The sequence below is a fragment of the Pseudotabrizicola alkalilacus genome, from assembly GCF_003443995.1.
GTDB lineage: Bacteria > Pseudomonadota > Alphaproteobacteria > Rhodobacterales > Rhodobacteraceae > Pseudotabrizicola > Pseudotabrizicola alkalilacus.
The window spans coordinates 82,966-104,520 of record NZ_QWEY01000004.1; the positions used below are offsets into that span (position 1 = coordinate 82,966).

16 protein-coding genes are annotated in these 21,555 nt (G+C 60.7%); 6 read left to right on the top strand and 10 right to left on the bottom strand.

Annotation, left to right across the window (positions count from 1 at the left end):
- The first annotated feature begins 7 nt into the window (after nt 1-7).
- The 3 genes from dnaK (at nt 8) to radC (ending at nt 4,135) form a co-directional block, all read left to right on the top strand.
- Nucleotides 8-1,915: a molecular chaperone DnaK gene (gene dnaK, locus D1012_RS09185; RefSeq protein WP_118151374.1), complete on the top strand. Its 1,908-nt coding sequence runs from the start codon at nt 8-10 to the stop codon at nt 1,913-1,915.
- Nucleotides 1,916-1,990: 75 nt separating this feature from the next.
- On the top strand, nt 1,991-3,142 hold the full coding sequence (gene dnaJ, locus D1012_RS09190; protein ID WP_118151376.1) for a molecular chaperone DnaJ: 1,152 nt from the start codon (nt 1,991-1,993) through the stop codon (nt 3,140-3,142).
- 225 nt (nt 3,143-3,367) lie between these two features.
- The gene (gene radC, locus D1012_RS09195) at nt 3,368-4,135 is read left to right on the top strand and encodes a RadC family protein (protein ID WP_118151378.1); all 768 of its coding nucleotides are present in this window, start codon (nt 3,368-3,370) and stop codon (nt 4,133-4,135) included.
- Here radC and D1012_RS09200 read toward each other — a convergent pair.
- The 3 genes from D1012_RS09200 to secA form a co-directional block, all read right to left on the bottom strand.
- Nucleotides 4,107-5,615, bottom strand: coding sequence for a phosphate ABC transporter substrate-binding/OmpA family protein (locus tag D1012_RS09200; RefSeq protein ID WP_118151380.1), 1,509 nt, complete (start codon nt 5,613-5,615; stop codon nt 4,107-4,109). The two genes, radC and D1012_RS09200, sit on opposite strands and share 29 nt — an antisense overlap.
- Nucleotides 5,616-5,633: 18 nt before the next feature.
- Nucleotides 5,634-6,626 carry a hypothetical protein gene (locus tag D1012_RS09205; RefSeq protein WP_147335653.1) on the bottom strand — a complete coding sequence of 331 codons (993 nt, stop codon included), beginning with the start codon at nt 6,624-6,626 and terminating at the stop codon, nt 5,634-5,636.
- Between the two features lie 143 nt (nt 6,627-6,769).
- Complete coding sequence (gene secA, locus D1012_RS09210) at nt 6,770-9,484, bottom strand: preprotein translocase subunit SecA (RefSeq protein ID WP_118151384.1); 2,715 nt, start codon at nt 9,482-9,484, stop codon at nt 6,770-6,772.
- 184 nt (nt 9,485-9,668) lie between these two features.
- Here secA and D1012_RS09215 point away from each other — a divergent pair, with 184 nt between their 5' ends.
- From D1012_RS09215 to D1012_RS09225, 3 genes are read left to right on the top strand one after another with little or no spacing between them, the layout of a single operon-like run.
- Nucleotides 9,669-10,514, top strand: coding sequence for a peptidylprolyl isomerase (locus D1012_RS09215; RefSeq protein ID WP_118151812.1), 846 nt, complete (start codon nt 9,669-9,671; stop codon nt 10,512-10,514).
- Nucleotides 10,515-10,529: 15 nt separating this feature from the next.
- The gene (gene argJ / locus D1012_RS09220) at nt 10,530-11,921 is read left to right on the top strand and encodes a bifunctional glutamate N-acetyltransferase/amino-acid acetyltransferase ArgJ (protein ID WP_118151386.1); all 1,392 of its coding nucleotides are present in this window, start codon (nt 10,530-10,532) and stop codon (nt 11,919-11,921) included.
- Nucleotides 11,918-12,316, top strand: coding sequence for a (deoxy)nucleoside triphosphate pyrophosphohydrolase (locus D1012_RS09225; protein WP_118151389.1), 399 nt, complete (start codon nt 11,918-11,920; stop codon nt 12,314-12,316). Before argJ ends, D1012_RS09225 begins: the two co-directional genes overlap by 4 nt.
- A 320-nt stretch (nt 12,317-12,636) precedes the next feature.
- On the opposite strand, the gene infB is transcribed toward D1012_RS09225, so the two are convergent.
- The 7 genes from infB to D1012_RS09255 all read right to left on the bottom strand — a co-directional run bounded on the left by infB (nt 12,637) and on the right by D1012_RS09255 (nt 21,507).
- Entirely contained in the window at nt 12,637-15,231 is a 2,595-nt protein-coding gene (infB, locus tag D1012_RS09230; protein ID WP_118151391.1) for a translation initiation factor IF-2, read from the bottom strand.
- The gene (locus tag D1012_RS09235) at nt 15,228-15,872 is read right to left on the bottom strand and encodes an RNA-binding protein (protein ID WP_118151393.1); all 645 of its coding nucleotides are present in this window, start codon (nt 15,870-15,872) and stop codon (nt 15,228-15,230) included. Before D1012_RS09235 ends, infB begins: the two co-directional genes overlap by 4 nt.
- A 23-nt stretch (nt 15,873-15,895) precedes the next feature.
- Nucleotides 15,896-17,512 carry a transcription termination factor NusA gene (gene nusA, locus D1012_RS09240; protein ID WP_118151395.1) on the bottom strand — a complete coding sequence of 539 codons (1,617 nt, stop codon included), beginning with the start codon at nt 17,510-17,512 and terminating at the stop codon, nt 15,896-15,898.
- Between the two features lie 16 nt (nt 17,513-17,528).
- On the bottom strand, nt 17,529-18,134 hold the full coding sequence (gene rimP / locus D1012_RS09245; RefSeq protein ID WP_118151397.1) for a ribosome maturation factor RimP: 606 nt from the start codon (nt 18,132-18,134) through the stop codon (nt 17,529-17,531).
- Nucleotides 18,135-18,328: 194 nt separating this feature from the next.
- Nucleotides 18,329-18,550, bottom strand: coding sequence for a hypothetical protein (locus D1012_RS22395; RefSeq protein ID WP_147335654.1), 222 nt, complete (start codon nt 18,548-18,550; stop codon nt 18,329-18,331).
- Nucleotides 18,551-18,628: 78 nt separating this feature from the next.
- Entirely contained in the window at nt 18,629-19,288 is a 660-nt protein-coding gene (locus D1012_RS09250) for a YjbF family lipoprotein (protein WP_158569283.1), read from the bottom strand.
- Complete coding sequence (locus tag D1012_RS09255; protein WP_158569285.1) at nt 19,285-21,507, bottom strand: YjbH domain-containing protein; 2,223 nt, start codon at nt 21,505-21,507, stop codon at nt 19,285-19,287. The genes D1012_RS09250 and D1012_RS09255 overlap by 4 nt, the downstream gene beginning before the upstream one ends.
- Between the last annotated feature and the right edge of the window lie 48 nt (nt 21,508-21,555).

Sequence of the window (21,555 nt, forward strand, 5' to 3'; positions counted from 1 at the left end):
TCAAAACATGGCCAAAGTCATCGGTATCGACCTTGGAACAACCAACTCCTGCGTCGCCATCATGGATGGGTCGCAACCTCGCGTGATTGAAAACTCCGAAGGCGCGCGCACCACGCCGTCGATCGTCGCCTTCACAGAGACTGAGCGTCTTGTGGGTCAGGCTGCAAAGCGGCAGGCTGTCACCAACGCCAGCAACACCATTTTTGCGGTCAAGCGCCTGATCGGCCGCCGCTATGATGACCCGGTGATCCTCAAGGATCAGAAAAACATGCCGTACAAGGTCGTGAACGGCGGCAACGGCGACGCATGGGTTGAAGTGCGCGGCGAAAAGTATTCGCCCAGCCAGGTGTCGGCCATCATTCTGCAAAAGATGAAGGAAACCGCCGAGTCGTACCTTGGCGAGACCGTGACGCAGGCCGTCATCACCGTGCCCGCCTACTTCAACGACGCCCAGCGACAGGCCACCAAGGACGCGGGCAAGATCGCCGGTCTTGAGGTGCTGCGCATCATCAACGAACCGACCGCGGCCGCACTGGCCTATGGTCTGGACAAGAAAGAAACCAAAACCATCGCGGTCTATGACCTTGGTGGCGGTACGTTCGACATCACCATTCTGGAGATTGACGACGGCCTGTTCGAAGTGAAATCCACCAATGGAGATACCTTCCTTGGCGGTGAAGACTTTGACATGCGCATCGTCAATTACCTCGCCGACGAGTTCAAAAAGGAACACGGCGTTGACCTGACGCTGGACAAAATGGCCCTCCAGCGCCTGAAAGAGGCGGCTGAAAAGGCCAAGATCGAACTGTCCTCGTCGTCGCAGACCGAAATCAACCAGCCGTTCATCTCGATGGACAAGAACACCGGCCAGCCGCTGCACCTTGTGGTCAAGCTGACCCGTGCCAAGCTGGAAAGCCTGGTCGACGATCTGGTCAAACGCTCGATGAAGCCTTGCAAGGATGCGCTGAAAGATGCGGGCCTGTCGGTCGGCGACATTGACGAAGTGGTTCTGGTCGGCGGCATGACCCGTATGCCCCGCGTGATCGAAGAAGTGACCAAGTTCTTTGGCAAAGAGCCGAACAAGGGCGTGAACCCTGATGAAGTCGTCGCCGCCGGTGCCGCGATTCAGGCCGGCGTTCTGCAAGGCGACGTCAAGGATGTGGTCCTCTTGGACGTGACCCCGCTGTCCTTGGGCATCGAAACCCTCGGTGGCGTGTTCACCCGTCTGATCGACCGCAACACCACGATCCCGACCAAGAAGTCGCAGATCTTCTCGACCGCCGAAGACAACCAGAACGCCGTGACGATCCGGGTGTTCCAGGGTGAGCGTGAGATGGCCGCAGACAACAAGATGCTGGGCCAGTTCAACCTTGAAAACATCCCGCCAGCGCCACGCGGCCTGCCGCAGATCGAGGTGACCTTCGACATCGACGCCAACGGCATCGTGTCGGTGAAAGCCAAGGACAAAGGCACCAACAAGGAACAGGCGATCACCATTCAGGCCTCGGGCGGCCTGTCGGATGAGGACATCGAAAAGATGGTCCGCGACGCCGAAGCCAATGCCGAAGCCGACAAGGAACGCCGCGAACTGGTGGAAACCCGCAACCAGGGCGAAAGCCTGCTGCATTCCACGCAGAAGTCGATCAAAGAGCATTCCGACAAGGTTGACCCCACCACGATTGAGGCCATCGAGCTTGCCATGCAGCCGCTTGAAGAAGCACTGAAAGGCAATGACCCGGGCAAGATCCGCTCGGGCATCCAGAACCTGACCGAAGCCGCGATGAAGCTGGGCGAGGCGATCTACAAAGCCACCCAGACCGAAGGTGAAGGGGCCGATCCGGACCGTCCGCGCGATGTTGACGAAGACATCGTCGATGCCGACTTCGAGGATCTGGGCGAAAACAAGCGGAAGTAAGACCGCACGACACGGAAGAGGGGGCGGTCTGGCAACGGGCCGCCCCTGTCCGGTTCGGGAAAGGGGTTCATACCCATGGCAAAACGCGACTTTTACGATGTTCTGGGCGTGCCCAAGGGCTCTTCGGCGGAGGATTTGAAAAAAGCCTACCGCTCAAAGGCCAAAGAGCTGCACCCGGATCGCAACTCTGACAACCCCAACGCCGAAGCCCAGTTCAAAGAAGTGAACGAGGCCTACGAGGTGTTGAAAGACGCTGACAAAAAGGCGGCCTATGACCGCTATGGCCACGCCGCGTTTGAGGGCGGCATGGGCGGCGGGCGTGGCGGGCATCCGGGTGCCGGGGCCAACGGCGATTTCGCCTCGGCCTTTTCGGATGTGTTCGAAGACCTGTTCGGCGATTTCATGGGCGGACGTGGCGGCGGTGGTGGCCGGTCCCGCGCGCAACGCGGGTCTGACCTGCGCTACAACCTGCGCATTTCGCTGGAAGAGGCGTTCAAGGGCATTCAGAAAACCATCAACGTGCCGACCTCTTCGGTCTGCGAAGTTTGTCGTGGCACCGGGGCCGAAGGCGGCGCCGAGCCCACCACCTGCCCCACCTGTTCCGGCATGGGCAAGGTCCGGGCCCAGCAGGGCTTTTTCACCGTCGAACGCACCTGCCCAACCTGTAACGGCATGGGCCAGATCATCAAAAACCCCTGCCGCGCCTGTGGCGGTCAGGGTCGGGTGGAAAAAGAGCGCGCCCTGTCGGTCAATATCCCCGCCGGGGTGGAAACCGGAACCCGCATCCGTCTGGCGGGTGAGGGCGAGGCCGGTCTGCGCGGCGGGCCGTCCGGCGACCTCTATATCTTCATCGAGGTGCGCGAACACGCGCTGTTCCAACGTGACGGCGCGCATCTGTTCTGCCGGGTGCCAGTCAGCATGACCACCGCCGCCATCGGTGGCGAAGTGGAAGTGCCCACGATCGACGGCGGCCGCAGCCGGGTCAAGGTGCCCGCCGGGGCGCAGTCCGGCAAGCAGCTGCGCCTGCGCGCCAAGGGCATGCCCGCCCTGCGCGGCGGCGGCACTGGCGACATGCTGATCGAATTGGCCGTGGAAACCCCGGTGAACCTGACCACGCGGCAAAAAGAACTGCTGCGCGAGTTTGAAAAGCTCTCCGAGGAAAACAACCCCGAGGGGTCGTCATTCTTTTCCAAGGTCAAAGGCTTCTGGGACGGCATGAAAAGCTGACCAGGACTCCGCGAAGCGGACTTCAATGCTTCAGACCCCGCCGGGCAACCGGCGGGGTTTTTCTTTGTCCGCAACGCGTCGCCTGCGCATCAACGTCATGACGCAAACCATACGTCCGCCCTACGTGAAGCAGACACAGATCCCACCCCAAATTCCGCGCTCCACCCGGTCACCATCGTACCGTCATTAACGGTTGATTTACCAACCAATGCCAGACTGCCCCTCATGGCAAAGCGCGGCTTTCATGATGGCACCCTCCCCCTTTTCACCCCGACTGGGGATGAGGATGAAGCCTCGCCAACACCGCTGCCGCAAAAGCTGCCGTCCTACATCGCCGACCACCGCAAACGCCTCCGCGACCGATTCATGGCCGGTGGCGGCGCGTCGATGCCGGACTATGAACTGCTGGAACTCCTGCTGTTCCGCGCCATTCCAAGGCAGGATGTCAAACCCCTCGCGCGGGCGCTGATCGACACATTCGGCGACCTGAACCGGGTGATCACAGCGCCGGTTTCGCGCCTGAATGCGATCAAAGGTGTGGGCGAAGCCGTTGTTTGTGAACTGAAATTGTTTGAATCCGTCTCACAACGCATGATGCGCGCACGGGTCATGCACAAACCCGTTCTAACCTCATGGGATGCCCTGCTGGACTACTGCCACACCACCATGGCGCACCGTGAAACCGAACAATTCCGCATCCTGTTTCTTGATCGCAAAAACACCCTGATTGCCGATGAGGAACAGGCCAAGGGCACTGTCGATCATGTGCCGGTCTACCCACGTGAGGTGGTCAAACGCGCGCTGGAACTGAACGCATCGGCGCTGATTCTGGTCCACAACCACCCGTCTGGCGACCCTACGCCCAGTCAGGCCGACATCAGCATGACTCACCAGATTGTTGACGCATGTCAGGTACTTGGCATCACCCTGCACGATCACCTGATCATCGGCAAAAGTCGGGAGCTTAGTTTTCGATCGGGCGGGTATCTGTAAACACTGGCTTCATCCACACCTCTACCCGCCGGTTCAGCCGCCGCCCCGCGCCGGTCTCATCACAGGCCATCGGCATCGCCTCGCCAAAGGCGATCACCTCCGGCAAATCGTCCTCTGCCACCCCCGCCAGCGCCAGCCCCGCCCGTAACCCTTCTGCGCGCGACTGGCTGAGCGCCAGGTTGGTCGCAGCAGGCCCAGACCCGTCAGAAAACCCTGCCAGAACAATGGCCTGATCCCGAAACACCCCCACCTCGATCAGCCGCGCCAGGTCATCAAGGTTGTTTCGTGAGTGCGCGTCCAGCTGGCTTGACCCATCCTGAAACCGAAAGGTCAGTGACAACCGATCCGCACCATCCATCGCATCGGCGAGGCGTTTGAGGTCGGCCAGAGTCGTTTCCTCTCCCGCGCCCTGAATGGCGTTGATCAGGCGCAGCCCGTCGCCGGTCAGCGGCTGACGTTCGGGCTGGCGGTCTATCCAGCCAGCAGCGGCAACCACAGCCTGTGCCTGCGGGGTTTCCAGAAACGTCAGAAATTCGCGCACAAACAAGGGTAAACGGCGCTTTGGCGTCAGCAGAAAGATCGGCAGCGACAGCGGATAATCTTCGGCCTTTACCGCCAGAGCCGACGACAGTAGCGGAAAACCACAGCTGTCGGTCAGCGGCAAGACGCGCGCGCCCCTGACCCCCGCCCGCACCGTCATCGCCACAGCCCAAGGGTCACGCTGCACCGCATTGCCCAGTGCGGCAATGTCGTCGTGAATGACGCTGGCCACCACATCACGCCCCAGCCGCGCTGCAAGGGCGCGTTGCAAGGCCGCGTCGGCTGCCAGCCCATGTAGCACCAAGGGCATGTCAGGGCCGCCAATCTCGGCCCAGTTCGCCACCTCTCCCGCCAGCACGCGCGCCAGATCGCCGGTGCTGATCTGCGGCAGCGGGTTGTCGGTTGCCACAATGGGCACCATCGCATCGAGCGCCAGAACACGCGCCCCCAGATCCGGCTCGGTCGCAGCGGCAAGGATCATCTCGGCCTGTCCGGCCAGCAGCTCTGCCCGCGCCAGATCAGGCGCAGCAGCGCCAAAACTGATGTCGGCCAAGGGCTTGCCACTTTTTGGATCGCTCACAACCGCGGTGTAGCCGTCTTGCCCGGTCTCGGCATAGCTCAACCCCCGCGCCTCGGCAAACGCCTGCAGCAGCGGTGGCAGCAGCGTCTCACCCACGCCTGCCAGCCCCACAATCCGTACTCGCGCCCGTGGCGCGGTCAGGTCAGGGCAGGCCGGCCCATCACAGATGACCCCCGCTGCATCGACGGTCAGCAGGCCATAGGCACTGTCGATCCGATAGAACTCGCCATCATAGCCTTGCAGCATGCCGGAAATCTCCAGCCCGCCTTCACGGGCGGACAGGGTCACATCCTGCGCCCCGGCAATCGAAGGGGCAAAAAGCGCGGCGAAAACCGCCGCGCGCCAGAAACCTGCCCGCATAAACCCTGTGCCGCCCCGCTAGTTTGCAATGGCCAGTGTCATGTCCTGCAGCAGGTTTTTCAATACCAGAATATCGCCGACAGCCTCACATCCGGGCATAGACAGGGTCAGATCGGTGATTTCGACCGACCCGCCGGTGGCCAGAATGGCCTCACCCAGAATCTCACGCCCGCAGGTGGTCTTGGTGACCTCAGCCTCCAATACAAGTTCGGTCTTTTGGGCCGGGCCAAAGGTGTAGACTTCGGCCAGCAAGGGCAGGTTGACTGTGGCATCGCCCAATAAGGTGACCACACCGCTTTCGCCCGATGTGCCGGTATAGGATGCCGATATATGACCGGGCTGATTATACCCTGCGCCATTTTCAAAGGCGTGAAGCTGAAAGGCGTCTGCGTCCTGCCACTGCACGGCAAAGCGTTGAACCCCTGCAAAATCGGGCATCGGCACAGAGGCGCGCACCTTTTCTCCACCGGTCAGAATGACTTCGACATCGGCAACGGCTGTCAAGGCGGGGAGCGAGGCAATCAGCGCCCCACTGGCAGAGGTGCGGGCCGTGACGGCAAGGCCCGCATGTTTCAGCACCACGCGTTGATCCGCCTGACAAGGTGCCAGAAGCGAAAGACCAATCATAGCATCCGGCTGCGGCAGCAGATCCATTTTGACAGTGCAATCAGGGGTAGGCGCCATGGCTGGGGCAGGCATCGGTTGCGCTTCCTGCACCAGATCGGTTGCCGGATCGGCAGCGGCAAAGCGTTCTGGCGACGGCGCATCTGTCACTGGCGCAGGCACCTTGACGATCGGTGCCGTTTCGCCGGGAAGCGCCGGAGGCTCGATGATAGTGGGTGTCACGGCAACATCAGCGGGACCAGCGGCAACCGGAACCACATCAGAAACGATCATATCCAAGGGTTCTGCCGTGGCGCGATCACCAGCTTTTTCCTGCACGTAATGCCCTGCCCCAAGGGCAATGGCACCCGTGGCCACCACCAATGTCAGTTTGCGTTGCAGGATCATCATCGCCTCCACCCATACAGTCAGAGGCTACCATGTCGATCAAACCGGGCCAATCAGTGGCAGATTCAGGGAATGTTTCCATCATAGATGTCAAAAATGGGGCAGCCGAAGCTGCCCCACTAAAGTCTATAGCGGTTTAAGGTTCAGACAAGCCGACCGTGGCAATGCTTGAATTTCTCTCCCGAACCACAAGGGCACAGATCATTCCGGCTTGGGTTGCCCCAGGTGGCCGGGTCCGTCTCGTCAAAGCCGGGGCGGCGGCTTGTCGGGGCAGCCTCGGACTCGGCTCCTGCGAGGGCAGGTTCAGCCTCTGCCGGGGCGGCTGCGGCGCGCTGTTGCGCCAGAACCTGCGCCATCATCGACTCCTGCTCTTCCTGGGTCAGCGGGCGGATTGCCGCCAGCTTTTGCGTAACCTCCTGCCGCAGCGAGTTGAGCAGGGATTCGAAGAGGGCAAAGCTTTCGGTCTTGTACTCATTCAGCGGGTCGCGCTGCGCATAGCCGCGGAAGCCGACGACCGAGCGCAAATGCTCCAGTGTCAGCAGATGTTCGCGCCATTTGCCGTCGATGGATTGCAGCAGGATCTGCTTTTCGATCGAGCGCATGGTGTCTGCGCCAAAAGCTTCGGTCTTGGCGGCCATCGCTGTCGCGGTGGCTTCCTCCAACCGTTCCTTGATCACTTCCTGATCAACACCCTCTGCGGCCGCCCAATCGGTCAGCGGCACATCGACATTCAGCTTTTCGCGCACCGCCGCGACCAGCCCGTCGACATCCCAGGCATCGGGATAGGTTTTGGGCGGCATGTGCAGGTTGACCAGATCTTCGATCACCTGAACCCGCATATCCTCGGCGATTTCGGCCACATCTTCGGCCTCCATGATCTCCAGCCGCTGGCCGAAAATCGCCTTGCGCTGGTCGTTCATCACGTCGTCGAACTTCAGCAACTGCTTGCGGATGTCAAAGTTGCGGCCTTCGACCTTGGCCTGCGCCCGCTCCAGCGATTTGTTGACCCAAGGGTGAATGATCGCTTCGCCCTCTTTCATGCCCAGCTTGGACAAGACGGCATCCAGCTTTTCCGACCCGAAAATCCGCATCAGATCGTCTTCGAGCGACAGAAAGAACGAGGACCGCCCCGGATCGCCCTGCCGACCGGAGCGGCCCCGCAGCTGGTTGTCAATCCGTCGGGATTCGTGGCGTTCGGTGCCCAGAACGAACAGGCCCCCGGCAGCCAGCACTTTGGCCTTTTCTTCGGCGTGCTCCGCTTCGATCCGGCGGCGCACTTCATCGGGGTTCAGATGCGGATCAGCCGCGATAGCGGCCATGACCTGCATTTCAATGTTGCCGCCGAGCTGAATATCGGTGCCGCGACCGGCCATGTTGGTGGCGATGGTCACCGCGCCAAAGCGGCCTGCGTCGGCGACGATCTGCGCCTCTTGCTCGTGCTGGCGGGCGTTGAGCACATTGTGCGGCACGCCTGCGGCCTGCAGCAGCCCGGACAGGAACTCGGACTTTTCAATGCTGGTGGTGCCGACGAGGATCGGCTGACCCTTTTCATGCGCTTCCTGAATCGACTTGACCACGCCTTCGTACTTCTCGCGGGCGGTGCGGTAGACCTGATCATGGTCGTCTTTGCGGGCCACCGGGCGGTTGGTCGGTACCTCGACCACGCCAAGGCCGTAGATTTCCATGAACTCTTCGGCTTCGGTGGCAGCCGTGCCGGTCATCCCGGCCAGTTTGTTGTACAGGCGGAAGTAGTTCTGGAAAGTCACAGATGCCAGCGTGACGTTTTCCGGCTGGATCTGCACGCCCTCTTTCGCCTCGATCGCCTGATGCAGCCCGTCCGACAAGCGGCGGCCGCGCATCATGCGCCCGGTGAATTCGTCGATCAGCATCACCTCGCCGTCGCGCACGATATACTGCTGATCCTTGGTGAACAGCTTGTGCGCCCGCAGCGCCTGCGTGACGTGGTGAACGATGGTGGTGCTTTCGGGGTCATACAGGTTCTGGCCGTCAGGCAGAATCCCTGCGGCGCGCACCAGACCTTCGATGAACTCGTTGCCCTCGTCGGTATAGGTCACGCTGCGGGTTTTCTCGTCCAGCTTGAAATGCGCGTCGGTCAGTTGCGGGATCAGCGCGTCCACCGAGATGTAAAGCTCTGACCGGTCCTGCGACGGGCCGGAAATGATCAGCGGCGTGCGCGCCTCATCCACCAGAATCGAGTCGACCTCGTCGACGATGGCAAAGAAATGCCCGCGTTGCGACATGTCTTCGATGCTGCCCTTCATGTTGTCGCGCAGATAATCGAAACCCAGCTCATTGTTGGTGGCATAGGTGATGTCGCAGCGATAGGCGGCCTTTTTCTCGGCGTCCGGCTGATAAGGGTAGACCACGCCCGTGGTCATGCCCAATGCGCCGTAGACCTTGCTCATCCATTCGGCGTCGCGCTTGGCCAGATAGTCGTTGACCGTAACGATATGCACGCCCTTGCCGGCAAGCGCGTTCAGATAGGCGGGGAAGGTCGCCATCAGCGTCTTGCCCTCGCCGGTCTTCATCTCGGCGATGTTGCCTTGGTGCAGGAAGATCCCGCCCTTGAGCTGCACGTCAAAGGCGCGCAGGCCAAGCGCCCGTCTTGCCCCTTCGCGGCAGTTGGCAAAAGCTTCGGGCAGCAGCGCATCCAGGCTTTCGCCCGATTGCGCACGCTTGGCCAGCGCCTCCGTTTTCTGTTTCAGGCCTTCGTCGCTGAGCGCGGCGAACTCCGGCTCCAGCGCGTTGATCTGTGCGACCAACGGACGAACCGATTTGACCTTGCGGTCATTTGGTGTCCCAAAGACCTTGCGCGTTAGCGAACCCAGACCCAGCATATGTTCTCCGTGGGTATTCCTGACAGGATCGTGTGAGCCAAGGGCCTTGCCCGCCCCCAATGCCTTCCATAGAAAGCCCAAGAAGGCCGGCCGGCCCCGTCGCACGCGACCCCCGCGATTTAAGGGACAGGCCCGCCATAGTCAATGTTTGGCGGGCTCGCAGCCCGATCAGGAGGGTGTGAATATGACGAAATGGACCAGGTTGTTGGCCAGCTGTGCCGTATTGGGCGCGTTGTCTGCGCCCGCGCTCGCTCAGGATACCACGGCCGATACGGTCGTGGCTTCGGTCAATGGCACCGAAATTACCCTTGGCCATATGATCGCCCTGCGCGAAGGCCTGCCGCAACAGTATCAGGCCCTGCCTGATGATGTGCTGTTCAAAGGCATTCTCGACCAGTTGATCCAGCAGACGGCACTGGAGCAATCAGTCGATGATCTCGCTAAGCGTGATCAACTGGCGCTGGAGAATGATCGCCGTGGCTACATCTCTGGTGTCGCCCTCAAGGCTGTGATCGCCGCTGCCGTGACCGACGAGTCGCTTCAGGCCGCCTATGATGAAAAATTCAAAGGGTTTGCGCCCTCGACCGAGTACAATGCAGCGCATATCCTCGTCGATTCCGAAGAAAAAGCGAACGAGCTGAAAACGCAGCTGGATGGCGGCGCAGATTTTGCCGAACTGGCACGCGCCAATTCGTCTGACACGGGTTCTGGTGCCAATGGCGGCGATCTGGGCTGGTTTGGCCCCGGCATGATGGTCAAACCGTTTGAAGATGCCGTCATCGCGGCCGAAATCGGCAAGGTCTCCGCTCCGGTCAAGTCAGATTTCGGCTACCACCTGATTCTGGTCAAGGAAACCCGTCTTGCTGCGGCCCCGACCCTTGATGAAACCCGCGACGAGTTGGCTGCCGAGATCGAGCGTCAGGCTGTCGACGCACATATCAAGACCTTGACCGACGCGGCCGATGTGACCCGGCCCGGAGAAGGGCTTGACCCGACCCTGCTGCGTGATGCAACGCTGCTGGACAAATAGTCCCAGGGGGAAGCCATGGCAAAAACCGATTGGAAGGCCGAAGCAAAGACGCTGAAAAAGCGTCTGCGCAAGCTGAAATCGCAGGTTACCGAAACCGTTTCTGACGTGGCGGTTGATGTCGGTCATGAGGTTGCAGAGGTTGCGGGCAGGATCAGCGCCAAGCTGAAATCGGCCAAACCTGTTTCGACACTGGCGCCAAAGGATGGCTTCCCCACACTTCCCGTGATCAAGGGGGTGGAATTTTCCGCCGCCGAGGCAGGGATCAAATATGCCAACCGCAAGGATGTGATGCTGATCCGCCTTACCCCCGGCACGGCAATGGCGGGCGTCTTTACGCGGTCGTCCACCCGATCAGGCTGTGTGCGGGATTGTCAGGACAAGCTGGCCGCCAAGGTGCCTGCCGGGTCCGGTGCGGCGATCATCGTCAATTCGGGCAACTCCAATGCCTTTACCGGCAAAGTCGGCGACAAAGCGGTTGCCGCCGTAACGGGCGGCGTCGCGGCGGCGCTTGAGTTGCCGGCAGAGCGGGTATTCTCCTCCTCGACCGGGGTGATCGGCGAGCCGCTGCCGCATGAAAAGATCACCGCCGTTCTGCCCGATCTGGTCGCCAACCTGCGCGAAGATGCTATCGAGATGGCAGCCCATGCCATGATGACCACCGACACGTTTGCCAAGGGTGCTGCGGCAACCATACAGGGCGACGGCGGCACCATCCATATCGCGGGTATCGCCAAAGGGTCGGGCATGATCGCGCCGGATATGGCGACGATGCTGGTCTACATCTTTACCGATGCGAAAATCTCGCCCGTGATGTTGCAACGCATGCTGTCGCGCAATGTGGATGCGACCTTTAACTCCATCACCGTCGACAGCGATACCTCGACCTCAGACACGCTGTTGCTGGCCGCAACCGGGCAAAGCGATGCTGCGGCGGTCAAGGGCCCGGTTGCCAAGGCGTTTGAGACGGCTCTGCAAGGCGTGATGCAGGATCTGGCGCTGCAGGTCATCCGTGACGGCGAGGGCGCGACCAAGCTGGTCGAGATCCGCGTGACGGGGGCCACCAGTGATGACGATGCCGCGAAGGTTGCCTTTGCCATCGCCAATTCGCCCTTGGTCAAAACCGCCCTCGCGGGTGAAGATCCGAACTGGGGCCGCATCGTTGCCGCGATTGGTAAATCGGGGGCCGAGGCGGATCGTGATCGCCTGACCATCCGCTTTGGCGATGTGCTGGTGGCCAAGAATGGCTGGCGGAATCCGGAGTATCTGGAAGAAGACGGCGCAGCCCATTTCAAGCAGGATGAGATTCTGATCCGTGTGGATCTGGGCCTTGGCAAATCCGCCCGCACAGTCTGGACCTGCGATCTGACCAACCGCTACATCGAGATCAACGCAGATTACCGCTCTTGAAAATCGTTCTTGTTTCGGCTGTTGCCCTGATTGACCCCGACGGCCGCGTGCTTCTGGCACAGCGGCCCGAGGGAAAGTCGCTCGCCGGGTTGTGGGAATTTCCCGGCGGCAAGGTTGAACCGGGCGAATCACCTGAACTGGCCTTGATCCGCGAGTTGAAAGAAGAGCTGGGCATCGACACCTGGAAAAGCTGTCTGGCCCCGCTGACCTTTGCCAGCCACAGCTATGAGGATTTCCACCTGCTGATGCCGCTGTTCGCCTGCCGAAAGTGGGAGGGGATCGTTCACGGCCAGGAAGGGCAAAGACTGGCTTGGGTAAAGGCCGAAAACCTGCGGGATTACCCGATGCCACCTGCCGACATTCCCCTGATTCCCATCCTGCGCGACTGGCTGTAGCCGTCTATCGTTCGTATGTTGTCGAAATCTTTGGCAATACGACATTTTATTAATGGTTTTCTGAATTTTTTGCGTTAATTCTAAACATGCGGCGCTAATGGGGGATTGGTGGATGCTGAGAACGATCGCTGTCGGAAGTTGTGTTTCCATTCAGGGGCTGCTGGTCAGAACCCTGTCTGATGGGAAGCTTGTGATCAAAGTCGACGAAAAGCTGTTTGTGGGGTTTCCCGTAGCACGCTCTTACGCGGCCTGATGTAGACCACCAGTAAATGAAAAAGCCGGGGTTTCCCCCGGCTTTTTCATTTCTCTGTTCCGGAAGATCAGGCCAGCGTGCGCTGCACTTCCTCGCGTTCGAAAATCTCGATGACATCGCCGGGGCGGATATCTTCGTAACGCTCGAACGCCATACCGCATTCCTGACCCGAGATGACTTCTTTCACCTCGTCCTTGAAGCGCTTCAGTGTCTTCAGCGTGCCCTCGTGGATCACGACACTGTCGCGCAGCAGGCGAACGCCTGCCGACCGGCGTGCCACGCCTTCGGTGACCAGACAGCCAGCCACCTGGCCAACGCCGGTGACTTTGAACACCTCTTTGATCTGCGCATAACCGATAAAGGTTTCGCGCACTTCGGCTTTCAGCAGGCCAGAGGCAGCGGCTTTGATATCGTCAACCAGATCATAGATGATCGAGTAATACCGGATCTCGACACCCTTCTGGTTCGCCGACTGACGGGCAGACGCATTGGCCCGCACGTTGAACCCGATGATCGGCGCTCCGCTTGCTTCGGCCAGACCCACATCGGTATCGGTGATGGCACCCACACCGTAATGCAGGATACGCACGCGCACCTCGTCGTTGCCGATCTTCTCCAGCGCCTGCACGATGGCTTCGGCCGAGCCTTGCACATCGGCCTTGACCAGAACCGGCAGTTCGGCAACCGACTGGTCGGCCTTGGCCTTGGCCATCAGCTGTTCCAGCGTGGTCGCGGCACCGGCGGCAGCGCGTTTGTCTTTGGCGGCTTTCTCACGGTAATCTGCGATTTCACGCGCCTGCGCTTCGGTTTCCACAACGTTCAGCGTATCACCAGCCGAAGGCGTACCCGACAGGCCCAGCACTTCGACCGGAACCGACGGCCCGGCTTCGAGCACGGTTTCGCCCTGATCGTTGATCAGCGCCCGCACCTTGCCCCACTGCTCGCCGACGACAAAGATATCGCCTTTGCGCAGCGTGCCGTTCTGCACCAGAACCGTCGCAACCGGGCCACGACCCACATCCAGCTTGGCTTCGATCACCGCGCCAGAGGCTGCCCGCTTTGGGTTCGCCTTCAGCTCAAGGATTTCGGCCTGCAGCGCGATGGCTTCCAGCAGGTTGTCGATGCCCATGCCGGTCTTGGCCGAAAGCTCGACATCCTGCACATCGCCCGACATTGCTTCAACAACGATGTCATGCTGCAGCAGATCCGTCCGCACCTTGGTTGCATCCGCGCCGTGCTTGTCCATCTTGTTGATGGCAACAATCAGCGGAACCTTGGCAGCCTTGGCGTGGTGGATTGCCTCGATCGTCTGCGGCATCACGGCATCATCTGCCGCAACCACCAGGATGACGATATCGGTCACGCTCGCGCCACGGGCGCGCATGCTGGTAAAGGCCGCGTGGCCGGGGGTGTCGAGGAACGAAACCAACGCACCACTTGGCGTTTTCACCTGATAGGCACCGATGTGCTGGGTGATGCCACCGGCTTCGCCCGACACCACGTTCGCCTTGCGGATTGCATCCAGAAGCGAGGTTTTTCCGTGGTCGACGTGGCCCATGATCGTGACGATCGGCGGGCGTGACTGCAGATCTTCGTCGCGGTCCTTGACCGAGTCGATGACCTGTTCCACGTCCGAATCAGACACCCGTACCGCTTTGTGGCCGAATTCCTCGATCACAAGCTCTGCGGTATCGGCGTCGATCGCCTGATTCATGGTGACCATCATGCCCATTTTCATGAGCGATTTCACCACATCTGCCGCGCGTTCGGCCATACGGTTGGCCAGTTCCGAGATAACAATCGTCTCGGGCAGCTGCACGTCGCGCACCTGCTTTTCGGGCTTCGAACCGAAGCCCATGGCCTTTTGACGGGCCTTTTCCTGCTTGCGCTTCATCGCGGCAAGGCTGCGGGTGCGTCCGCCTTCGCCGTTCAGCGCGGCCGACAGGGTCAGCTTGCCGCCACGGCGGTTGTCGTCGCCCTTGGCTTTGGCGCTGCGTTCGCGCTCTTCACGCTCGCGGTCGGTTTTGCGCTGCGGTGCAGGCGCCAGCGGAGCCTTTGCGGCAACGCCGCGCGGTCCGGTCGCATCCTGATTGCGGTTGGTCGGCGCATCGGCCGGGGCCGGCGTGGCTGGTCCGGGCTTTGCCTCGGCAGGCTTTTCAGCCGACCGGGGGCGCGTGCCCAGAACATCCGCCTTGCGCTGAGCCGCCGCTGCGACACGCGCATCGGCTTCGGCACGCGCGGCGCGCTCTTCTTCTTCCGCCTTCGCGCGCAGGGCCTCAAGACGCTCACGCTCTTCGCGCTCTTTGGTCTCGATTTCTTCGCGGCGACGCTGACGATCTTCCTCACGCTGCCGTTCCTCCTCAGCGCGGCGTTCGTTGTCCGCAATCTCACGCGCCTTGGCGGCACGCAAAGCGGTCAGGCGACGCTCCATCTCGGCGTCGGAAATCCCCGCAGGCCGCTTGGCCGGATCACCCAGATTTGGTGACCCTCCGCCCGTGCCTGCTGCTCCGGCTGCGCCCGGCTTTGTGGGAACGACCACGCGCTTGCGCTTCGTTTCAACCACGACGCTTTTCGTCCGACCATGGCTGAAGCTTTGCTTCACCTGACCGGAACGAGGTGCGCCACCCAAACCGAGGGGTTTTTTGCCGTCTGTATCGCTCATGCGTCCTTCGTATCCTTCCCGGCGATCATGTCGCCGACCTGCTTGTCCTCTGCCCCACGCAGCCCGACAAGCCTTGCCGCTTCCTCTACAACACGGTTGTTGAGTCCACCAGCCGCAAGCGCGGCGTGTATCGCACGTTCGCGACTGAATGCCAAACCCATTTCCCCTGCGGTAAGGCAGGAAATGAGGGAATCTGGCCCATTTGGCGGGCGAAGCTTTTCTTTTCCGCGTTCAGAACCGTCGCTGGCCTGAATCAGCGTTCGTGCCTGACCCTTGATGAGCCAGTCTTTTACCTTTTCATAGCCGCAAATCGCGTCTCCGGCTTTGCGTCCCAGTGATATAAGATCAATGACCCGCTGCACCAAGAGCCGCTCGACCAGTTCGGGCAGATCGTCTGCCACTTTCACGGGCTGCCGGGCCGCACGCGAGAAGAGGTTTTTCTTCACCGCCTTGGCCAATGCCTCCCGATCTGCCGAAACATAGATCCCGCGGCCCGGAAGCCGCCCTTGAATATCCGGCACAATCACGTCTTCCGGCCCCAGCACAAAGCGGATCAACCCCGCTTTTGGCTGGCTTTCCCCGGAAACGATGCACTTGCGTTCCGGTTCTTCACGCGATGTCTTTTGCCCGCCGCGCGTCATGCGCGTTGCTCCGAGGCCTGAGATCAGGCCTCGGCCTCCTCGGGCTCGGAATCTTCAGCGTCGCCTGCTGCCGGTTCCATTTCGGTCGGGTCCACCCAGCCAAGCATGACGCGTGCCGTCATGACCATGGTCTGAGCCTCTTCCAGGCTGACGTCGAACGTCTCCAGAATACCGTCGTCCTTTTTGCGTTGTCCGTTTTCGGTGGTCCAGCCGCCCGCAAGCTCCCAGTCGGCACAGGTGGCAAAGTCTTCCAGCGTCTTGATGCCGTCCTTGGCGAGTGCTTCCAACATCTGCGGGGTCAGACCCTCAAAGTTGATCAGGCTCTCTTCAACACCCATGCCACGGGCATTTTCCAGCGCCTTGCGGGCCTGTTCTTCCAGATAATCGCGGGCACGGGCCTGCAATTCGGCGGCGGTGCCTTCGTCGAACCCGTCGATGGACAGCAGTTCGTCTGCCTCGACATAGGCGACCTCTTCCAGATTGCCGAAACCTTCGGAAACCAGAAGTTGGGCCATCATCTCGTCCACATCCAGCGTATCCATGAACAGCTTGGTGCGCTCTGCGAATTCGGCCTGACGACGGGCCGATTCTTCGGCCTCGGTCATGATGTCGATGTCGAGTCCGGTCAGCTGGCTGGCCAGACGCACGTTCTGACCGCGACGGCCGATGGCCAGCGACAGCTGTTCATCAGGCACCACGACTTCGATCTTGCCGGCCTCTTCGTCGATCACAACTTTCGACACTTCAGCAGGTTGCAGCGCGTTCACAAGGAAGGTCGCCTGATCCTGATTCCACGGAATGATGTCGATCTTTTCGCCTTGCAGCTCGTTAACCACCGCCTGAACCCGGCTGCCGCGCATACCGACGCAGGCACCGACCGGGTCGATCGAGTTGTCATAGGAAATCACGGCAATCTTGGCGCGCGAACCGGGGTCACGGGCCACGGCCTTGATCTCAATGATGCCGTCGTAGATTTCCGGCACTTCCATCTTGAACAGTTCAGCCATGAACTGCGGGTCGGTCCGCGACAGGAAAACCTGCGGGCCGCGCGCTTCGCGGCGCACATCCTTGATAAAGCAGCGGATGCGGTCGCCGATGCGATACGCTTCGCGGCCAATCTTTTCATTGCGGCGCAGAATGCCCTCGCCGCGGCCCACGTCGACGATGACGTTGCCATATTCTTCGCGCTTGACCACACCGTTGATGATGGTGCCCTTGCGGTCCTTGAATTCGTCATACTGACGGTCGCGCTCGGCTTCGCGCACACGCTGCAGCAGCACCTGCTTGCCCGACTGCGCCGCGATCCGGCCCAGATCGACCGGGGGAACTTCGTCAATCACTTCATCGCCGATCTGCGGATCGGCAAGGTAGTTCTTGGCCTGCTTCACAGTCAGCTGTGCGTGGTGGTTCTCGATCAGATCGTCTTCCATCACGGTCCGCACGCGGGCAAAGGTGGCACGCCCGGTCTTGCGGTCGATGTTGACGCGGATATCCAGCTCCGACCCGTAGCGCGACTTAGCGGCACGGGCGAGGGTTTCTTCCATGGCCTGGATCACCAGATCCGGGTCGATCATCTTCTCACGGGCCACCGCTTCGGCGGTCTGGAGAAGTTCAAGCTGGTTGGCAGAGGTAATCGCCATCGGTCAACTCCCGGTCTTAGTGTTTGGTTTCTTCGGCGGGATCTTCTTCCTCGCCTTCGGATTGCTCAATCTCGTCGAAATCCGCTTCGTCGAAGGTGCCGCTGGCCTTTTTCTGGCGCAGCATTTCGGCGATCAGGTCATCGGTCAGCATCAGCTTGGCATCAGACAACCAGTCGAACCGCAGGCCGATGGTCACTTCTTCGCCGTGTTCCTCGATCTGGACAAGAACTTCCTCATCCTCGACCCCGGCCAGCGTGCCCTTGAACCGGCGACGCCCGTCGATCAGTTCGGTGGTCTCGATCCGGGCTTCCCAGCCTTTCCACATCTCGAAATCCTTGAGACGGGTCAGCGGGCGGTCAATGCCGGGCGACGACACCTCAAGCACATAATTGTCCTCGACCGGGTCTTCGACATCCAGCACCGCCGACACGGCGGTCGAGATCGTGGCGCAGTCTTCGACCACAATGCCGCCATCGGGGCGGTCAGCCATGATCTGCAAAATGCGCGTCTTGCCGCCCATCAGGCGCACGCGCACCAGTTCAAATCCCAGCCCCTCGATCACGGGGCCGATGATGCCGGCAAGTCGGCGGTCGATGGCGGTTTTGGCGATAAGATCGGTCATGGGTTCCAAAAACAAAAAACGGGCCAAGCGGCCCGCGAACTTAATTCGGTAGCTTCGGGTGTGGACCCCGAAACCGCTGTTGACCTCTACTTAGTCCGCAATCCCGATTCTTGCAAGGGCGAATGCCGCGCAAAGACAGGCTCACAAAATGAAACAGGGCCCGCCGAAGCGAGCCCTGATCCAAAGGTCAGAAATCAGTGGCTGCCCGAGCCGCTTTTCGTAGCAGCAATCAGCAGCAGTGCAGCGGCGGCAGCAGCGGCGGCAGCGCCGGCACCCATACCAGCAGCCGGAGCAGCGCCGGCAACAACGGCGATCACTTCATTATCTTCTTCAGGTGCACCCAAGCCGCCAGCGGAAGCAACGGTAGCGGAAGCGGCAAAAGCCAGAGCGGCGACGAAAGCGGTAATGCGAGACATTGGAACTCTCCAGTTTGTTTGAATCTTGGGGAAGGAATAGCATATTTGCGGGGGGGGTGAAAGATATTCGTCCAGCAATCAGCGGCGCACGTCTTCTATGGTCAGGAAACCGACATCCGGGCTGATCCACTGTCTGGATTTGCGCATTTTTTGATCACCTGAAATCCAGTACTCGTTCCGAAAGCTGACGCCATCCGCCGTACAGGATTCGATGACATGCGAAGTCTGATAAGATATCTCAACGATATCAACAGTTTTTGCCCCATCATTCTGCAGTGTGCAGGCAAACTGCGTCCGCACGGCCTGATCCTCGCCATTCAGCAAAGTGTGAACGCGCGTATACGTTTGTCCGCCGCCGCTGCTGCGTGAAACAGCAGGAACCGTTGCCGCCATCAGATCTGCGCCGAATCCACGTGTGGCAACAATCACACCATTGCGCAGAGAAATTGTGATGTCGTCGACCGACGACCAGGTTGCCACCGGGCCATTCGTTTCAATCTCGGCGATCAGTGCCTGATGGCCGGTGTTTTCGATCGTTGTCAGCATCACCGGCGTCACAACTTCGGCCAGACGCGCGCGCGTCATCCGCTCAGATGCAGGCGCAGACGCCTTCACCGAACCCAGCGCCGAAGCGGCAAAGGATCGTACAACTGCGGTATTTGAAGCGGGATCGGTATCCGATCCGCAAGCCGCGAGGGCCAGCAATGATATCAGGCCAAGACCAGGGGCGTATTTCATTTCCAGAACCGTCCCCATTGCTCAGTCAGCCCATCGGCACGGTAGCCGCGCACCGTTTCATACAGACGACCATCCACATCGAGCCGCTGCCCCCCGTCACGACCAAAGGGGCGAATCGTTGCCTCCTGGCTCTTTGTGCTGGGCTTGCCCAGCAGCGAGGCAAAGGGAATCTCGACCGTGATGCCCTTGTCAAACGATCCGCTGCCGAATTCTTCGGCTGACACATTGGTTTTGGTCACAAACGCCCCGACCTTCCAGCCGTTGTCAAATTCACGCTTGAGCGACAGCGTGGCCCCCACGTCACCGGCAAGGTAGCGGCCCACATCGACCTGTGCGTGGAAGTTGTTGTCAAACTTGTAATATCCCGACACATGCCCCGTCACGACCCGATAGCTGCCCCGCGCGCCGCAAGCACCGGTGGACAGGTTAGGCGTACAACCATCCGTTTCATACATATCGACCGGCAGCGAGAAACCGAACCGCTGATCCGGCGACCGTTGCGCGGCATAATTCGCTTCGGCCCCGATCGCCCAACGGCGATTTGTCGGCATCCACAACACCTCGGTCGAGACGCCGCCATACATCCGCTCCAGGTAGCCCAGAGAGACGCGGCCATACAACTCGGGCGCCAACTTGCGATAATAGGTCAGTGCCAGTGTCTCAAGCGCCGGGTCGCCATCGCGATCATAGAAATAACTTGCCGACCGGGTCGGATGCAGACCGTTTCGGTCCGGCAGAGGGGGGCGGTCATCAAGATTGCTGAACAGGTATTTCGAGATTGCACCCGACAGAACCAGTCCGGGCGTCACTTCATACCGCCCGCTCAGTTCCAGCCCGGCACCGATCTTGAACGGCGCATTCTGATCAAACACCCGCAGCCGCGCGGTTGGCGCAAGCGCCCAGGTGAATTTCGGATAGGCATCTGCATCGCGATAGCCGTCATTCAGCACCGTGGGGGCCGACAGGATCTGTGCCCGCGAGAGGATCTTTTCACCGGCCTCGGTGTCGAACTCCAGCGCCTCGATGTCTGACCGGCGCAGGCTGACCTGCGATACCGGCATACCATTGACCATCGGCACGATCACAAACTGCTCGACTGAGGCGGGGATCACTCTGGTCATGGCGCGCGCTGTACGGCCAACCGCCTGCGCTTCGGCATCGACGGTCAGGTTGCGGATGCGGACATGGGCCGTCGCCCCGTCAAACCGCACGGATTCGACCTGAACGCCATCTTTTGCCAGCCGCCGGGCGAGCCGCGCGCGCAGCGCATCCTGCGTCTGGGGTTCGCCAAGCCAGGTTGTTGACCATGCCTCGGGATCGGCCCCGCGCGAAGGGCGCGGTTTGACCGCATCGGGCGCCGAGGTCACCATGCCACCGCCCGGACGCCGCTTCGGGTTCAGGATGAAATGGGCGGCGATGCCGACCTCGCTGCCATACATGTAATAGGCACCCAGCCGCATCGATTCGCTGCGCTGATACTCGATCCCGAAATTCAGCGGGCTACGCTTGTCAAAGGTGCCGCGTTTGCCTGCCTCTTCGCGGTAAGAATCCGACGAGTACTCGGCCTTGGCCGTCCACTGATCGTTGATCTGCCATTCAACCCCAGCAAAGGGAGCGGCCGGGCCGCGGAACCACTGGCCAAAGTTGAAATTCCCGCCCTCGCCCACCTCAAGCGGGGGGCGGTCGCCAAACGGGCTGCCAATGGATTTGTGGCTGCCCAGCCGGCCCCATCCCACACCCGCTGTTACCTTCAAGTCAGGGGTAACGTGCTTGGTCGCAACGACATATTCGCCTGCGATCACGCCGGTTCCCACGAAATCCTGCAGACCAATGGCGAGGGCCGGCATATAGCGCCCTTCATCCAGGATCTGATAGCGCAGATCAAAAGACCGGTCGAAATAGGTGTCGAACTGGTTCACGCCACCGCAATTCGGTGGGCAAAAGCGTTTGTTCCAGTCGCGGACGCCCAGAAAGCGGAAGCTGCCTGACAGACGTGGCGAGATCTGAAAGCTCAGAGTTGTGCGGCTGATGGGTCCGAAATGGCTGGTGGTGCCCGACAGGATACCATCCGGCTGCATCTCTGCCGAGGGCATGTCGATCAGGCCGGTCGCCCCATACATATTCAGGGTAGGGCGGGTTTCTGGCGTGGCGGGACCAGCCCCAAGAACACCGATCGACACCAGTGCCGCAAGAGCCGTTGACATCTTTGGCCTGATCATCCGGCTACCGTCCTCTTTGCGCAGGTTTTGTGCATCATATACGGGCTG

Excerpts from the sequence above, each read along its gene's own strand:
- dnaK (WP_118151374.1), top strand. The coding sequence starts at position 8 with ATGGCCAAAGTCATCGGTATCGACCTTGGAACAACCAACTCCTGCGTC.
- dnaJ (WP_118151376.1), top strand. The coding sequence starts at position 1,991 with ATGGCAAAACGCGACTTTTACGATGTTCTGGGCGTGCCCAAGGGCTCT.
- radC (WP_118151378.1), top strand. The coding sequence starts at position 3,368 with ATGGCAAAGCGCGGCTTTCATGATGGCACCCTCCCCCTTTTCACCCCG.
- D1012_RS09200 (WP_118151380.1), bottom strand. The coding sequence starts at position 5,615 with ATGCGGGCAGGTTTCTGGCGCGCGGCGGTTTTCGCCGCGCTTTTTGCC.
- D1012_RS09205 (WP_147335653.1), bottom strand. The coding sequence starts at position 6,626 with ATGATCCTGCAACGCAAACTGACATTGGTGGTGGCCACGGGTGCCATT.
- secA (WP_118151384.1), bottom strand. The coding sequence starts at position 9,484 with ATGCTGGGTCTGGGTTCGCTAACGCGCAAGGTCTTTGGGACACCAAAT.
- D1012_RS09215 (WP_118151812.1), top strand. The coding sequence starts at position 9,669 with ATGACGAAATGGACCAGGTTGTTGGCCAGCTGTGCCGTATTGGGCGCG.
- argJ (WP_118151386.1), top strand. The coding sequence starts at position 10,530 with ATGGCAAAAACCGATTGGAAGGCCGAAGCAAAGACGCTGAAAAAGCGT.
- infB (WP_118151391.1), bottom strand. The coding sequence starts at position 15,231 with ATGAGCGATACAGACGGCAAAAAACCCCTCGGTTTGGGTGGCGCACCT.
- D1012_RS09235 (WP_118151393.1), bottom strand. The coding sequence starts at position 15,872 with ATGACGCGCGGCGGGCAAAAGACATCGCGTGAAGAACCGGAACGCAAG.
- nusA (WP_118151395.1), bottom strand. The coding sequence starts at position 17,512 with ATGGCGATTACCTCTGCCAACCAGCTTGAACTTCTCCAGACCGCCGAA.
- rimP (WP_118151397.1), bottom strand. The coding sequence starts at position 18,134 with ATGACCGATCTTATCGCCAAAACCGCCATCGACCGCCGACTTGCCGGC.
- D1012_RS22395 (WP_147335654.1), bottom strand. The coding sequence starts at position 18,550 with ATGTCTCGCATTACCGCTTTCGTCGCCGCTCTGGCTTTTGCCGCTTCC.
- D1012_RS09250 (WP_158569283.1), bottom strand. The coding sequence starts at position 19,288 with ATGAAATACGCCCCTGGTCTTGGCCTGATATCATTGCTGGCCCTCGCG.
- D1012_RS09255 (WP_158569285.1), bottom strand. The coding sequence starts at position 21,507 with ATGATCAGGCCAAAGATGTCAACGGCTCTTGCGGCACTGGTGTCGATC.